The organism is Levilactobacillus namurensis, assembly GCF_032197885.1.
GTDB lineage: Bacteria > Bacillota > Bacilli > Lactobacillales > Lactobacillaceae > Levilactobacillus > Levilactobacillus namurensis_A.
Window position 1 is genome coordinate 76,288 of sequence record NZ_CP134159.1, and the last position, 14,138, is coordinate 90,425.

13 protein-coding genes and 1 riboswitch are annotated in these 14,138 nt (G+C 54.6%); of the genes, 5 read left to right on the top strand and 8 right to left on the bottom strand.

Translation table 11 applies throughout. The features are described from left to right. Positions 1–186 precede the first annotated feature (186 nt). Positions 187–2,148: a DUF5776 domain-containing protein gene (locus tag RIN67_RS00320; protein WP_265000149.1), complete on the top strand. Its 1,962-nt coding sequence runs from the start codon at positions 187–189 to the stop codon at positions 2,146–2,148. Positions 2,149–2,227: 79 nt separating this feature from the next. Here RIN67_RS00320 and RIN67_RS00325 read toward each other — a convergent pair whose 3' ends face one another. Then, the gene (locus tag RIN67_RS00325; protein ID WP_056943969.1) at positions 2,228–3,397 is read right to left on the bottom strand and encodes a DUF2075 domain-containing protein; all 1,170 of its coding nucleotides are present in this window, start codon (positions 3,395–3,397) and stop codon (positions 2,228–2,230) included. Between the two features lie 198 nt (positions 3,398–3,595). On the opposite strand from RIN67_RS00325, the gene RIN67_RS00330 reads away from it, so the two are divergent. Continuing rightward, positions 3,596–4,540: an ADP-ribosylglycohydrolase family protein gene (locus RIN67_RS00330; RefSeq protein ID WP_265000148.1), complete on the top strand. Its 945-nt coding sequence runs from the start codon at positions 3,596–3,598 to the stop codon at positions 4,538–4,540. A gap of 41 nt (positions 4,541–4,581) precedes the next feature. Here RIN67_RS00330 and RIN67_RS00335 read toward each other — a convergent pair whose 3' ends face one another. The 4 genes from RIN67_RS00335 to RIN67_RS00350 all read right to left on the bottom strand — a co-directional run bounded on the left by RIN67_RS00335 (position 4,582) and on the right by RIN67_RS00350 (position 8,178). Beyond that, entirely contained in the window at positions 4,582–5,424 is an 843-nt protein-coding gene (locus RIN67_RS00335) for an alpha/beta fold hydrolase (protein ID WP_265000147.1), read from the bottom strand. Positions 5,425–5,430: 6 nt separating this feature from the next. Beyond that, on the bottom strand, positions 5,431–5,850 hold the full coding sequence (locus RIN67_RS00340) for a MarR family transcriptional regulator (protein ID WP_265000146.1): 420 nt from the start codon (positions 5,848–5,850) through the stop codon (positions 5,431–5,433). A 362-nt stretch (positions 5,851–6,212) separates the two neighbouring features. Then, a complete protein-coding gene (locus tag RIN67_RS00345; protein ID WP_313872931.1) occupies positions 6,213–7,553 on the bottom strand; it encodes a bifunctional folylpolyglutamate synthase/dihydrofolate synthase in 1,341 nt (446 codons plus the stop codon). Between the two features lie 94 nt (positions 7,554–7,647). Next, positions 7,648–8,178 carry a folate family ECF transporter S component gene (locus RIN67_RS00350; RefSeq protein WP_265000144.1) on the bottom strand — a complete coding sequence of 177 codons (531 nt, stop codon included), beginning with the start codon at positions 8,176–8,178 and terminating at the stop codon, positions 7,648–7,650. 34 nt (positions 8,179–8,212) lie between these two features. Then, positions 8,213–8,310, bottom strand: a riboswitch (THF riboswitch). Between the two features lie 193 nt (positions 8,311–8,503). Here RIN67_RS00350 and RIN67_RS00355 point away from each other — a divergent pair. After that, positions 8,504–9,478 (top strand): Gfo/Idh/MocA family protein, encoded by a 975-nt coding sequence (locus RIN67_RS00355; protein ID WP_265000143.1) that lies wholly within the window; start codon positions 8,504–8,506, stop codon positions 9,476–9,478. A 102-nt stretch (positions 9,479–9,580) separates the two neighbouring features. Here RIN67_RS00355 and RIN67_RS00360 read toward each other — a convergent pair whose 3' ends face one another. Further along, positions 9,581–10,789: a hypothetical protein gene (locus RIN67_RS00360; protein WP_265000142.1), complete on the bottom strand. Its 1,209-nt coding sequence runs from the start codon at positions 10,787–10,789 to the stop codon at positions 9,581–9,583. Between the two features lie 144 nt (positions 10,790–10,933). Here RIN67_RS00360 and RIN67_RS00365 point away from each other — a divergent pair, with 144 nt between their 5' ends. Together RIN67_RS00365 and RIN67_RS00370 are read left to right on the top strand one after the other, a co-directional pair. After that, positions 10,934–11,248: a type II toxin-antitoxin system HicB family antitoxin gene (locus tag RIN67_RS00365; RefSeq protein ID WP_024748116.1), complete on the top strand. Its 315-nt coding sequence runs from the start codon at positions 10,934–10,936 to the stop codon at positions 11,246–11,248. Positions 11,249–11,440: 192 nt separating this feature from the next. Further along, positions 11,441–12,109 (top strand): type 1 glutamine amidotransferase, encoded by a 669-nt coding sequence (locus RIN67_RS00370; RefSeq protein WP_265000141.1) that lies wholly within the window; start codon positions 11,441–11,443, stop codon positions 12,107–12,109. 65 nt (positions 12,110–12,174) lie between these two features. Here the strand turns inward: RIN67_RS00370 and RIN67_RS00375 are convergent, their stop codons facing one another. After that, the gene (locus RIN67_RS00375; RefSeq protein WP_265000140.1) at positions 12,175–13,092 is read right to left on the bottom strand and encodes a DNA/RNA non-specific endonuclease; all 918 of its coding nucleotides are present in this window, start codon (positions 13,090–13,092) and stop codon (positions 12,175–12,177) included. Between the two features lie 146 nt (positions 13,093–13,238). Further along, a complete protein-coding gene (locus RIN67_RS00380) occupies positions 13,239–14,120 on the bottom strand; it encodes a LysR family transcriptional regulator (RefSeq protein WP_265000139.1) in 882 nt (293 codons plus the stop codon). Between the last annotated feature and the right edge of the window lie 18 nt (positions 14,121–14,138).

Genomic DNA, 14,138 nt, shown 5'->3' on the forward strand with positions numbered 1-14,138 from the left:
ATGCTGTAATACAATGGTCAGGTTGCGCATCGTTGCATACCACTATGGTGTTGGGGCAAACTCAATCACCAAGCTAATTAATTGAAATTCCTCTAGTTGCTTACTATACTCATTGATATTGAACTTATCGTTTATTATATAAACGGTTTGAATTGTGACGATTCAGGAGAGAAGAGGGAAATCAAGATGCACGGAAGGATTGTTGGTAAGGGTCCCCGTTGGCTGGCCCTTTTGAGCATTGGCGGGTTGCTAATCGGCGGGGGATTAGTCACGACACACGCCAGCGTGGATGCCCGGGCGGCCGATACCACCACGACGGCTAGTCAAGAAGTTTTACACGCAGGAGAGTTTGGGACCAGCCACTGGTCAATTACGGCTGATCATACCTTACACATTGGTGCGGGGACGTTGGGCGCTCCCGCGAAGACGCCGGATGGGCCACCTTGGAAACCCTACGGTGCCGAGATTGAAAATATCGTGATTGAAGGGCCGGTAGTCTTGAACGCCAACAGTCGCATGCTGTTTGGGTATTTAGGTGTGGGGTCGACGGGGGGCACCATTAAAGGCCTGGATCAAGTCGATGCCAGCCACGTCACCAACTTTGAATTTGCTTTCTATGGCATTCAGGTGGCAAAGCTTGACTTGTCTAGTTGGGACGTCCACAACGTGACCAACACCAGCTTCATGTTTGGCCAAGCCACGTCTCAGGTTATCGACCTAACGGGGTGGCAATTACCTAAGCTGACCAACACTTACTGGATGTTCATGCTAGCTGCCCGGGTGCACGAACTAGATCTCTCCGGCTTCAACCTCCGGCACGCCAGTACGACGCAGATGTTGATGAATACGAACCTGACCGTCCTCCACTTGGGACCGGATTCGTTACTGAGTGGCACGAACTTACGGACCTTTTCCAATGCGGCCTATCAAGATCACTGGCAGGATGTGGGCACCGGAACCCTCGAAGCACCGCAAGGATCGCACGTGTATACCGCAGCCCAACTGATGGCTAACTTTAAGGGGGCCGCACCTTATACCTACGTGCGGGCGAGAAATACCGGTGCGCCCGTGACGGTGCATTACGTTGATACGGCCGACCACCCGTTGGCGCCGGATGAGGTTCACACCGGCTTTTACGACGCGCCATTTACCATAACGCCCAAGACCATTGCCGGGTACACCTTGGACCATACCGACGGAGCGGTGACTGGGACATTCGGCGCTAACCCGGGGACCGTGACCTGCTACTATGTTCCGGCGAAGAACCAGCAGAGTCTTACGGGGCAGGACGCTACCGTGACGGTGGGGGATGCCCGGCCGGACAGCGCAACCTTCCACGCGCGAGCGACCGACAAGGCGGGCCAACCAATCCCCGTGACGGTTGACTTGGACCATGCCAATCTCACCCAGCCGGGGACGTATCCGGTTATTTTAAAAACGACCGATGGCCAAGCAAAGACGGTCCAACTAACGGTTAAAGCGGCGGAGGGTGGGTCCTCCAGCGTTTCCAGTTCATCCAATTCGTCGAGCGCTTCCAGTTCCACGGATTCAACCAGTAGTTCGGCCAGTTCTAGTACGACGAGTTCCAAGGATATCCACTACGGCGGTGACCAAGACCTAGGCGTCTTCAAGGGGGAGGCCATCTATGCGACTAAGGCGTTACGGCTCTATCGCCACCCCACGTTTAAGGCCAACCAGGTTAAGGCGCGCTATGCTCAGCAGTCCCGGATCAAGCGCCCCATGTTCGTGGTGACCGGGGCAGCTAAATCGCGAAACGGGGCCTTGCGGTTCAAAGTCCGGGATGTTAACCATACGGCGAAGACGGATGGTCGCGTGGGCTACCTGACCGCTAAACGAGCTTACGTGACGGGGGTCTATTACCAGCAACGCCATCCCCGTATCACGGTGATTAATCCCCGGGGCGTTAACGCTTATCGGCGGCACAACCTAACCGGGAAGGTGCACCATTACCGGCGGGGGCAAACGGTGCGAGTCCGGCGCATCGTACATTACCATTTAACGACACGTTACGTCTTACCCAACGGTCGGTACATTACGGCGAATAAGAAGTTAGTGCGCGCTGATTTAGCGGCGTTCCACCAGAGCACGCAGCATTCCCTGGCGCTGCGAACGCGGATGGTACGCTAGAGAATCGTAGCTTATTTGGTTAGATAGACGAAAAGGGTCGTCCTTGCATCTGCAGGGGCGGCCCTTATCAGTTCTTGAGTTATTTACCCGTGTGGTAGAGGTCCAACAACCGCTTCCGTAGTGCGTCATCGTAGGCCGTCAGGTACAGGCCGTACTTACCGCGCTTCATTAAGACGTTCAAGACGTTGGCGATGAATTGCTTGTATTCGTCGCGGGTGAACTTGATGTCCTTGCGCTTCTTGAAGACTTCCTTGTGGGAGTACTTTTCGGGAATCACGGTCATGGTGTCGGTTTGTGGGTCGTACCCGAAGGACGGGCCAATGACCATTCCCACGTAGTTCAAGTCAAAGCCTTGGAGGGTGTAGATGGTCCCCACCTGGGTGATGGACCCTTCCCGCTTAGCCCAAGGGGTCCGTTGCGGGTCCCACTCGTCCCATGGCAGGTTGAAGGTGTCCATTTCCACGTTGTGCCGGCCGTCGATCCGGGGGAAGCCGGAAGTGGCAACCATCCGGCTCATGCCGTATTTCTTATTTTGCTTCTTGATCAGCTCGAACATCTCGCCGGCCTTGTCGAAGACTTCAAACGCGAAGTCGCTGTTGGTTGGGAAGGGTTTGAGGGGCTTTTCGGCGGTCAAATCGTCCATCCAAGCGACTTGCTCGTCGCTGGCGACCATCCGGTACTGGAAGTTCATGTCGAAGCGTTTGTAGGGGTGGTTGCCGATGGTCTTCATCAGAAGGTCGCGGTCCCAGTACATCTTGGATTGGAAGACTTGTTCAAAGTCGTAGACCACCACGACCACCTTGGCCAGGTTCATCAGGTCGGTCAGTTGGTTCTGCCCGTGGTAGTGGGCGTAGGGTTCGGACTTCGAGTACAGCAAGTGGGCCTCATCCACGAAGATGATGTCGTACTTCTTGTGGTCCCGTTGGGCGTGGTTGATCAGTGCCGTGGGGCGCAAGATCGACTTAGCGTGCATGTGGGGAATCGAGGCCGCGATGTCGCGGTAGGCCTTGTACAGTTCGGGGTGGTTGACCACTAAGGCGGTCTGGAAATGCGGGTCGACCATGTACTGGCGAACCAGTTCCATCAAGACCACGGACTTTCCAGTTCCCGCCGCACCTTCGATGATGGCAACGGATGACGGCTTTTTGGTCAAGCCTTGCTTAATGTAGGCGTTGAGGTTGGTAATGACGGCCTTTTGATCGTCGGATAAATCGTCGACGAAGAATTGGGCCTTTAGAATTTCATTCATTGGTTAATTGCTCCTAGCTAGTGGGATGTGAAGATTTCTGAAAAAACTAGTTTCCATTATAGCAGTTTTGGAATTTGGGAATATAAATTTTGTCGGATCCTAAAAAGTAGGCGCTTTCTGCGTTGGTGCGTGCGAGGGCTAATGAGGTGTAAACTAGTTTTAAAAGCTAACTATCGGTATATCGAAGGAGTGACTGGGATGAAACAACAGGCAATTATAAACGTTTTGCGGTGGGCGGTTGTTGCGGATGCTTTAGGGGTGCCAGCAGAAATGCGACCTCGAGGAACCTATCCAAAGATTATGGACATGCAAGCCAGTTCATTCTGGCGACAACCGGCAGGAAGTTGGTCAGATGATACATCGATGACGCTCTGTCTCATAGAGAACCTAGTTGAGGCACAACCGGGAGATTATTCAGACTTAATGCAACGGTTTGAAAGTTATATGCGGTATGGTACGAACACCCCGCAAGGAGAAATTTTTGATATTGGGCGAACGTGTGCACATGCTATTCGCAACTTTGCAGTTAATCGCCAAGCACCTTTACTTTGCGGGGATGGGTCCCCATACGCTAACGGGAATGGTGCGTTGATGCGGATTGCTCCATTAGCAATTTTGTTGCAATCAGAGACTGATAGAGTGAAACGATTCAATGTTGCTCGAGATTATACTGTGGTGACGCATCGACATGCGCGGGCAGTTGTGGGGAGTTATCTATTTTTAGAGTTGCTACACCATCTTTTAAACTATAAGTCGCTTAAACAGGCTTTGAACATAGTACGAGCGTCTTGTGAAGCCGGATGGCTGGCACCAGTGTATCAAAATGAAATTTCACACTATCAGATGATTTTTGAGACGGCATTTCCCCAGACGTCAGAAAAAATGATTAAAACGTCTGGATATGTGGTTGATACGTTAGCAGCGGCGGTCTGGGTGGCATTGACACAGTCCACACCTAGGCAGGGCATCATAACGGCTGTTAATCTCGGGGGAGATACCGATACTGTGGCGACTGTTGCGGCTTCCTTACTGGCCGCTGGTAATTTACAGACACCTGTAGATACACAATGGTGGCATCAGACATTAAACCATCAGATATTAGATAATCATTTTGAGGCGTTTGCTAAAAAATATGGTGAGTAGCTGACGAAGATTTGGGCAGTTAGAGAATTAAAGGGGTGCTCCTAAGCAAACGTCCGTAAAATGGCTTGAGCAATCGGCAACGCGTGACTTTCCAGAGCGAAGTGTCCGCTGTCAACGGCTTGGACGGTTGCGTTGGGGTCGTCACGAGTAAAGGCCTGTGCTCCTGGGAAGATGAACGATGGATCGTTCTTGCCCCAGATGGCCAACAATTTAGGCTGGAACTCGCGAAGGTAGCGCTGGAAGGCAGGGTAGGCCTTGATATTGTTTTGGTAATCAAAAATGAGGTCCAACTGGTTGTCGGCATAGTTCGGCCGTTGGGTGTAGGCGATGTCGAGGGTGTAGCCGTCGGGACTGACACTATTGGCGGGCGTGCCCGTCAGGTACTGCCCCTTGATGGTCTCTGGTGCAAAGGCGGTGCGGTACGACGCGCGTTTGGCGGCGGTCGGGTGGTCCCAGAAGTCTTGACGGGTCGCCCATTTTGCGCCTAGCCCTTCCTGATACACGTTCCCGTTTTGACTCACGATACCCTGAATCCAGTCGGGGTGCGCCGTAGCGATGTGGAAGCCAATCGGTGCGCCGTAATCGAAGACGTATAGGTAGAACTTGGTCAGCTGTAAGTGGGTGATGAAGTCCGTCATCACGCTGGCCAGGTGGGTAAACGTATAAGTGAAGTCCGCGTGGTTGGGCATGCTGGATTGGCCGAATCCCGGGAAGTCGGGGGCGATGAGGTGGAAGTGGTCCGCCAGTAACGGCATCAAATCGCGGAACATGTGACTGGCGGACGGAAAACCGTGGAACAGCAGCATGGTGGGCTTAGTGGGGTCGCCGGCTTCCCGGTAAAAGATCTTGAGGCGGTCGATTTGGACGGTATGGTAAGTGGTCATAGAAGGTTAACTCCTTAGTTTGGCATTATTGACGGTCAGTAGGTGGGTCATGGCGGCTTTATCGGGTCCTAACCTGGTATCGGTGAGGCGCCCCCAAGTCGTCAGACATTGGTTTGCGGTCCGGAGGAAGTCTGCGCTGGCGGGTAATAGATCGATGGTGGCGGCCTTGCCGATAGTGGTCATCTGGACTAAGTCCCGTTGGGCGAGGCGCTGGATCATTCGGTAGATGGACGACCGATCGTAGCCTAACGTGGTGGCTAGGTCCGTAACGGTCTGGGGATGGCGGTCTTCTAGGGCCAGCATGATGTAGGCGTAAGCCGGCTTCATCCCGGTAGGTCGGAAGACTTGGGTGGCCAGGCTCTCGGCAGTTCGCATGTACCGGGCGGCAGTAAAGTAAGCACAGGTTTCGTAAAAATGATGAGTCATGGCATAACACTCCTTATCGTGTATGTACACTATACGGTTTAAATTAGCTCGTGTCCAGTATTAGGCTTGGCTAATGGGGGCTGGTGATCAGCAGTCATCCCGCAAGATTGTTGTGTAGACAAAATCTACATGTATACCTTGTTTACATGTATACTCGGCGGATTAAGCCTAAGATGGCATATGTACAGTTTGTCACAGTGGTTGATTACGGTCATTTCTAAATAGCTAACTTCCCTATTTCCCTATATCTAAATATCTAATTTCTCTATTTCTATATATAGAAATTTCCCTCTCCCGATTTTACCGTACCATTTTTAACGTGGGGTTCCCTACTAAACGCGTTGATGAACCACAACACCCCCTCAGCCGTGCAATCGCTGAGGGGGTGTCGTGTAAGAAGTATCTAGGGCTTTAAACGGGCGCGTACTTCTGACGCGAAGTAGAGGGACCCGGTAATCAAAAGGAGGTCGTGGGGCGCTAATTGGGCCCGCAGCGCCTGGTAGGCGGGATACCAATCCGGTGCCCAGCGTGAGGCGGTTTGGCCACTGCTTGAAATCAGCGACCTTTAACGCACGGGGATCGTCGAAGGTCGTCAGGGTGAGCGTCACTTGAGGTAGGGTCAAGAGTTCCGTCACCATGGCGGCAATGTTCTTGGTCCGAATGGCCGAGAAGAGAATGTGTAGCCGGTAGTCTGGATAATCGGTGAGCAGGGTCTGCTTTAACCGCTTGATGGCGTGTAAATTGTGGGCCCCGTCGAGCATCACCAACGGGTGGTGTTCGAGGACTTCCATGCGGGCCGGCCACCGAGTCTGAAGCAGGGCGGCAGCTAACCGCTGAGGGTCTAAGGTCAAGTGATGCCGTTGGGCGTAAAGGACATAGAGTTCTAAAGCCACGGCCGCGTTTTCGACCTGTTCCGGTCCAATCAACGGGGTCGCGAGGTGGTCGAAGGTCAGGTCAGAATGTTCAAAAGTGAAGTGTTCGGCTTGATGGTGCCACCCCAGCGAACGGGTCCGGTAATCTCGGGACCAGACGGTGAGGGGCGCGGCCAGTTGCTGGGCTTGGTGCTGGATTACGGTTAGGGCCGCTTCCGGAACGTTGCCCACCACGATTGGGGTGTTCGGCTTGATGATTCCGGCCTTCTGGGCGGCGATTTGGCCTAAGGTGTTCCCCAGATAGGCCGTGTGGTCCAGGCCAATCGTGGTAATGGCGGTTAATTCGGGCTGAATCACGTTGGTGCTGTCCCGTAGGCCGCCCATGCCGACCTCGATAATGGCTACGTCGACCCGGTCGCAAAAGTAGGCGAGGGCCAACGCCGTGAGGATTTCGAATTCCGTGGCGCCCCGTAGTGCCGGCTGCGTATCCAATTGGGCAACCAGCGGGCGTAATTGGTTCCCTAGTTGGACCATGGCGGCCGCGGGAATCTTCTGGCCGTTGATTTCGACTTGGTCCGTGAATTCCGTGATGAAGGGTGAATTAAAGGTTCCGACCCGTAAACCGTTGGCCTGTAAGAGGTTCGCCAGGACTTGGGTCGTGGACCCCTTACCGTTAGTTCCCGCCACGTGAATCGTGGGATAAGTGCGTTCGGGATGGCCGAGTTGTTGGAGCAGGGCGGCCGTCCGGTCCAGTCCGGGACAGTCTTGGAAGTAGCCCCGGGAGAGCAGCCAGTCGACCACGCCGGTTTTAGTTGTAAAAGTTGTTGTCATCATTATCGCCTCATTTAGTTCTGATTGGGTTCAGTATCAAGTGACTTAAGGAATCGCAAAAAGGGTTGGGGGAAATCCCCCAACCCATGATCGTTTAAGATAAGCGTCCTTGAATCCCTTGGATAACCTGACTCTTCAACAAGGGGTACAATAACAGAATTTGAATTGGCGTGACGATGAGTTGCTTTAAGATCCGGATGGGCAGTAGGGCCCAGATTGCCGTATGGTACATAATGGCGATCCAAAGCGTGTTCAACACCAGGTCTACCACCAACATAATCAGCACTTGGGCGATGATGACGCGCCGCCAAGTGACCGGCCGTTGGTACAACAGGGCGGCGTAGATGAATGAACTCAAAATGGCGGATAGGGTAAACCCGATAAAGAACGGGCCACCGGACAGTAGGGTCCCCACCAAATCAATCATCGCGGCGGTCATAATCCCCCATAATGGGCCAAACCATTTCGCGACTAGTGCCATGACTAAGAAGGCAAATCCAAACCGAATAAACTGGTTGCCCACCGTAAAGCGTCCTAGAATCAACTGGACCGCCATCAAAAAGCCTAAAGTGACCATACTGAGTGTGTTCAGCTTGGGTAGCTGAAGTCTTGCCATCGTCTTCATATTTCGACATCTCCTAGGGGAGTTGCCACATCGCTGCGGCCAATGCGGCAATAAGATCGCGGGCCACTTGCCCTTCGTCCGGTGTTCACATTGCGTTCCACCAGCACTTGACGCCTTATTGCCTACTCCGTAAATTTGTTACAGAGAATATACTAACACAAGTCAGACGTTTCTGCAGGGTTCGGTCATTCTCGAAAAGGTCAGGGGGGCGATTGTGCGTAGTGGGGGGTCAATCGATAGGACAAATTATGAAAGCGCTCTAGTGACGAAACGCGTTTAGGCTTATCATAGGGATTAACAGCTACCTGATAGGAGGATGATGCACATGACAACAGTTCATTGGGGTGTGATCGGTCCTGGTCGAATTGCCGAAAACTTCGGCCGGGAGTTCCCGGCGGGCCAGACCCTGTACGGGGTCGCTAGCGACCATTCACCGGAGAAAGCGCGGGCCTTTGCCCGCAAGTTCCAGATTCCCCACGTTTACGCCAATCACGCCGAGTTACTCGCTGACCCGGCCATTGACGTGGTCTACATCGCAACCACCAATAACGTGCATGCCGATAATATCCGGGCAGCGTTATTGGCCGGTAAACACGTCCTGGCCGAAAAGCCCGTGACGCTTAATCTGACACAACTTAAGGCGTTGGATCAGCTGGCCGCGGACCGGCAACTGATCCTGATGGAGGCCCAGACCATCTACCACATGCCGTTGTATCCTAAGCTACTGCAGGTCGTTCACGACCAGCAGTTGGGGAAGCTCCAATCCCTGCACGCCGCGTTCGGCCTGGGTAGCGACCCGACGGACCAGACGGGGCGCTTGTTGAACCCGCAACTTGGCGGTGGGGGCCTATTAGATATGGGCATCTACGCGCTGAGCTTTGCCCGTCGCCTGATGACGGCACCACCCCAATTAGCCCAGACGGTGATGGTCCCGACTAAAACGGGCGTCGACAACCTAAGCGCCACGGTAGTGACCAACGCCCACCACGAGCTGGCGACGTTCTCGTTTAACTTACTGCCCGCGGCGCCAGAACTGGCTTACGCGGTCTACGAACACGGCTACTTCTTAATCGACCGTTACCTGCGCCCGGACCAAGCCGTCTATGTCGATGGCCGGACCGGCGAGCGGCAGACCATTACGGCCGGCCACCGTGACCAGGCCATGGGCTATGAGGCTCAGGATATGGCCCAGGCCATTGCGACCGGTCAGAACCCGACGCAAGCCTGGACCCGCGACACCATGGCATTGATGACGGCTATGCGCCAGGCCTGGGGGTTGACGTACCCGCAGGAACGGTAAGCCACGTTGCATAAAACGAACGGCGGCCCACTGACTAATCAGCCAGTGGGCCGCCGTTCATTTAGGTTGAGTGAATGTTCCATGTGAAACACGCTGGTGGTCTTAGTCGGTCTTGGCGATGACTAAGCCGTACCAGTTTCCTTTGTGGACGCTGCCGTCTTCATCCGTGCGGCCGCCCATTAGGTTATTGATGACGTAGATGCCAAGCTGATAGTTGCCAAGTCGATTACGCTTAGATTGCGGGTAACCTTGCTGGGCCAAGAGGCGTTTGATGGCCTTCAGCTTTTGCGCGTTGGTCTGGTTGGGGTGCTTCATCAGGTACGTCGCGACCGAATCGAAGGACACGATGTGGGTGTAGCCCTTGGTCGAGACCTTCTCGGGCGCATCTTCGTCCCAGGTGTCGTTGGTGGCGTAGTTAAACGCCGCGATTCGCGACAACCCCAGGTCAACCGGGGTGTTCGGGAACAACTTGATGATCGAGCGGGCCAGCTTCTGGTACTTACTGTGGTTTAAGTATTGCAGGTAGTCCTTAGTGGTGACGAAGTCGTCAGGGAACAGGAGATTCCGGCCCAGGTGGTTCGGGGTCTTACCGGCGACTAGCGCGGAACTAGCCGCGTAGCCGAAGACCGACTTGCCGTTCTTTTGTGCTCTCACGTAGTAGTACCACTGGGTCTTGCCGTTATGGCGAACCTGAACGGAGTTACTCCGGTAGAGGCTCTGGTTGGTCACGCTCTTTAGGTTGAGCAGCTTCTTGGTGTGGGTCCAATTCCAGAGGTAGGCGTTCTTGGTCGCGCTCTTGACGTGGAAGTAATCGCCAGCGTACTCGGGTTGCTTGAAGCGCCGCCGGACAATTTGATAGCCCTTAGGGTTGAACCCCTTCACTAACTGTGGTCGGTAGATCCACCCGGTCTTGGTGCCTGGTGTATTGGTGACCTGAATCCACTTATGGCTGCCCTTGTAGGTCCCCGTGGCCGTCAAAAACCAAGTGTAGTTCCGGTAGTGCTTGAGGTTGTAGAGCTTCTTGGTGTGGGTGTCGTTCCAGATGTAGGCATTTTGCTTGGGGTGCTTGGCGTGGTAAGCCACGTTGCGGTACTTGTAGTAAGCGTGACTATCGTTATAGACGATGTTCTTGAAGCTGGTCTTGGTCTGAAACGCGTGACCGGGAACCGTGGTCGTGGCGAGCCCGCCTAGCCCTAAGCCTAAGCCGGCTAGGACCAGGGTTATGGTTTTTTGTATGATAAATTCCTCCCCAGGATATCGATAGTTGATAACCCTTTCAGTATAAGAGTCACCATCCCGATATTCAATCACTATCTTGGTGGACCGCACGAATAGTTTCCGCTTATCGTTGAATACCCGGTACCTTAATTAAGCGACTTAACCAGCGGTTGACCGGAGGCGTTAAAACCGGCTATACTGCAGACATTAAAGATTAGAGAGGTGCATGACACGAAAATGACAAACCCAAATATCGTTACCTATCCCGCAGTTTTTACCGCTACTGAAGACGACGGGTATTTCGTAACATTCCCCGATATTGACCGCGCAACGACTAGCGGACAGAGCTTAGGTGAGAGCTTAGTCAATGCGACGACCGTTCTAGGCCGGGCGCTTAAAGATCACCGCGACGACTTACCAGTAGCGACCACGTTAACTGAATTGACGCACCAACATCCAACTGAGTTCATTCAGTTCGTGGCAGTGGATTTAGACCACGCGCCGGAACAGAGCTTACCAGAAGACACGGACGAAATTCGGGTCGCTGGGTAGTCTGTTTCACGTGGAACAGTAGTTTTGAAGAAGCCTGAGTTCAGGCTTGGTGACGACACCATGCAAGTCGTTGCTAAGCGCAGAGCCCGGGCTTTTTATGTTTCTTAGACCGGATTGGCAGTATAATGGGGCTATCTTAGGGCTTTGCAGGCGAATCCTAACCCAACATTGCCGGTGAGAGGAAGGAATCTTATGCGGATTAATATTTTACAACACACCCCCAGCGAGGGGCCGGGGATGATTCTGGATTGGGCTGCGACTCAGGATGCGGCGGTGACCATCTACCACCCCTACCAATTTGGCAAGTTGCCTACAGTGGCGGCCACGGATCTCCTGGTGATCTTGGGCGGTCCCATGAGTCCTAACGACGACCTCCCCTGGATTGCCCAGGAACGGACGCTGATTCGCGACCTCTTCGCCCAGCACACACCGGTATTGGGGGTGTGCTTCGGTGCGCAACAGATTGTGAAGGTCTTAGGCGGCACCGTTCAGCAGGCGCCTGCTAAGGAAGTCGGCTGGGCGCCGGTCTACCGGCAGAGCACCGCGATTCCTCACATTCCAGCGCAGCTGACCGTGCTCCACTGGCACGAAGAGATGTTTACCATCCCGACCGGCGCCCAGTTACTCTTCTCCAGTGACCACCTGACCAATCAGGGTTTCGTGCTCCCGGGACAAGCGGTAGGCCTGCAGTTCCACCTAGAACCGCAAGCCGTAAACGTGCGGGAGATGGTCGCGAACGATGGTGATTATCTGACGGATTCCGTGCTCCAGCAGTCGGCCGAGCAAGTGATCACCACGCCCGTTCCGGCGGCCAACCGGACGGCGTTGTACGCGATTCTGGACGCGTTAACCACAAAATAAAACAACTAAAGATGGTCGTTCTCGACAGCCCCGTTGGGGGATGTGGAGAGCGACCATCTTTTAGGTTACCCAGCGACGCGACTATAGCCGTTGGCGTAATTCAGTTTCATTCCCGCTTGGGTGTTCGGCAGGTAGACGTTGTAGCGTAACTTTTTGGAACCGACCGACTGAATCTGCATCTTTACCCCGCTGGCTAGCAGGTTCTGCCCCTTGAAGACGGGGGTGACCCGGTAGCGCACGTAGTGGTGGGAACTGGCCCGTAAGTACTTGGCCACCCGGTTCTCGTAGGTGGTCATGCCAGGGTCGTTCAGTTGCCGGGTCCCGGTGATTAGGTTCCGTGGGTTGTTGTTCTGACCAGTTAACTGGTAACCAATCAGGTGGCACCGGTTGTATAACCAACCAGTCTTGATCCGCTTGTTGTGCCAGGCCGTGGGGTTGACGTACAGGGCGTCCCGTTGGCCCTTGGGCATCAGCTTCTTGTTCAAGAGGGCGTTGGCCGCCGTGGCCCGGTTCAAGCCGTCCAGGTGGCCGTAGCGTTGCCAAGCCCCGTGCTTGGTGGATAGGGTGGCCTTACTGAAGCCGGGCTTGTTCTGGTGCAAGACCTTAACGTGGTAGGTTGGGGTGCTGGCCTGGTAACGGCCTTTGACCTTAGCTTTCCGGGTCGTGGTCCGGCGCTTGACGGTCTTGCGAGTCGTCCGCCGCACCCTAACCTTCTTTCGGGCCTTTTTGGGCGCCGATTCTGTGGCCGAGAGAGTCAAGCCGCGTCGTTTAGCCGTGGCCAGGGAGACCGCGTAGACCTTTTTGGCGCGATTCAACCCGCGGTCGTGCCGCTTGTAAAAGTAGTGTTTCCCAGTCCGGGTCACGTAGACCGTGGTCGCGTGGGCGACCGTGGGGTGATTAACCGCTGTGGTGGTGACCGTGGCACCGATCGTCAGAATGATCAGTGCGAGCCATTTCACCCAGCTAGCAGATTTTGTTGTCATGAATGAACCTCCTCCAGAAGATGCCGGTTGATAGTTAAGTCAATCGGTCTATTAATTATTTTAGCTTAGAAACTTCTGGAGGACTAGAGGTCATTTAGAAAATCAATGAATTGGTCATGAAATGGTCTCTTGGGACGACGACCATGTTATGCCGGCAGACTCGCCCGCAGCCGTTGCAAGAACAGCCGCGCCACCGGTGACAGGGACTGCTGACGCGACCAGATGATTGTGATGGGTACCGTCATTTCTGGGGAAAGCGGCCGAAACGTTACGGGAGAGTCTGGGCCCACGTTCACCAGTTGGTCCAGGCCCAAGACCAGGGTGGGGCCGTCACCGACCGTTAGCTGGGCGTTGTAGATCAAGTTGTAGGTCCCGCGCAGTTGAATCTGGGACGCCACGTTGCGCCACCAGTCGGCAAATTGGTGGCTTTGTTCCGCCTGTTGCGAGATCAACAGCGGCTGGTGTCGTAAGTCTGGCGGGGTAATGGAGGTCTGTTGGGCTAGGGGATGGGTCTTGGGCAGAATCACGCCCCAGCGGTCTCGTTCGGGGAGCTTGAGTGCGTGGTAGTGGGTCAGGGGTTGTTCCCCGATGATGACCCCGAAGTCCAGTTGTCCGTTTGCCAGCTGATCCTTGACACTGGCGTCATCGCCACTGTGCAGGTGCAGCTGAATCCCAGGGTAGTCGGCCTGCAGGTTGCTGATCAGGTGCATGATTCGGCGCATCCCCTGGCTTTCCCCGGCCCCGATGTCGAGGGACCCACTGATAATGGGGGACTGGGTCTGGAGATTCTGGACGGTCTTGTCCGCCAGCTGGGTCAGGGTTAGCGCCCGCTCGCGCAGGTACCGCCCGGCCGGCGTCAGCGTGATCTCTCGGGCTCCCCGTTCGAATAAGGTGACCTGCAACTCGGCTTCCAGGTCGCTGAGTTGGCGTGAGAGGGTGGGTTGGGAGAGGTGCAGGGTGTCCGCCGCCCGCGAAATCGTGCGCTCTTGAGTCACGGCCAGAAAGTAACGTAATACTCGGAGTTCCATACAAAGACCCGCTTTCTA

What these genes read in the sequence shown, in the direction of transcription:
- RIN67_RS00320 (WP_265000149.1), top strand. Translation starts at nt 187, where the DNA reads ATGCACGGAAGGATTGTTGGTAAGGGTCCCCGTTGGCTGGCCCTTTTG.
- RIN67_RS00325 (WP_056943969.1), bottom strand. Translation starts at nt 3,397, where the DNA reads ATGAATGAAATTCTAAAGGCCCAATTCTTCGTCGACGATTTATCCGAC.
- RIN67_RS00330 (WP_265000148.1), top strand. Translation starts at nt 3,596, where the DNA reads ATGAAACAACAGGCAATTATAAACGTTTTGCGGTGGGCGGTTGTTGCG.
- RIN67_RS00335 (WP_265000147.1), bottom strand. Translation starts at nt 5,424, where the DNA reads ATGACCACTTACCATACCGTCCAAATCGACCGCCTCAAGATCTTTTAC.
- RIN67_RS00340 (WP_265000146.1), bottom strand. Translation starts at nt 5,850, where the DNA reads ATGACTCATCATTTTTACGAAACCTGTGCTTACTTTACTGCCGCCCGG.
- RIN67_RS00345 (WP_313872931.1), bottom strand. Translation starts at nt 7,553, where the DNA reads ATGACAACAACTTTTACAACTAAAACCGGCGTGGTCGACTGGCTGCTC.
- RIN67_RS00350 (WP_265000144.1), bottom strand. Translation starts at nt 8,178, where the DNA reads ATGAAGACGATGGCAAGACTTCAGCTACCCAAGCTGAACACACTCAGT.
- RIN67_RS00355 (WP_265000143.1), top strand. Translation starts at nt 8,504, where the DNA reads ATGACAACAGTTCATTGGGGTGTGATCGGTCCTGGTCGAATTGCCGAA.
- RIN67_RS00365 (WP_024748116.1), top strand. Translation starts at nt 10,934, where the DNA reads ATGACAAACCCAAATATCGTTACCTATCCCGCAGTTTTTACCGCTACT.
- RIN67_RS00370 (WP_265000141.1), top strand. Translation starts at nt 11,441, where the DNA reads ATGCGGATTAATATTTTACAACACACCCCCAGCGAGGGGCCGGGGATG.
- RIN67_RS00375 (WP_265000140.1), bottom strand. Translation starts at nt 13,092, where the DNA reads ATGACAACAAAATCTGCTAGCTGGGTGAAATGGCTCGCACTGATCATT.
- RIN67_RS00380 (WP_265000139.1), bottom strand. Translation starts at nt 14,120, where the DNA reads ATGGAACTCCGAGTATTACGTTACTTTCTGGCCGTGACTCAAGAGCGC.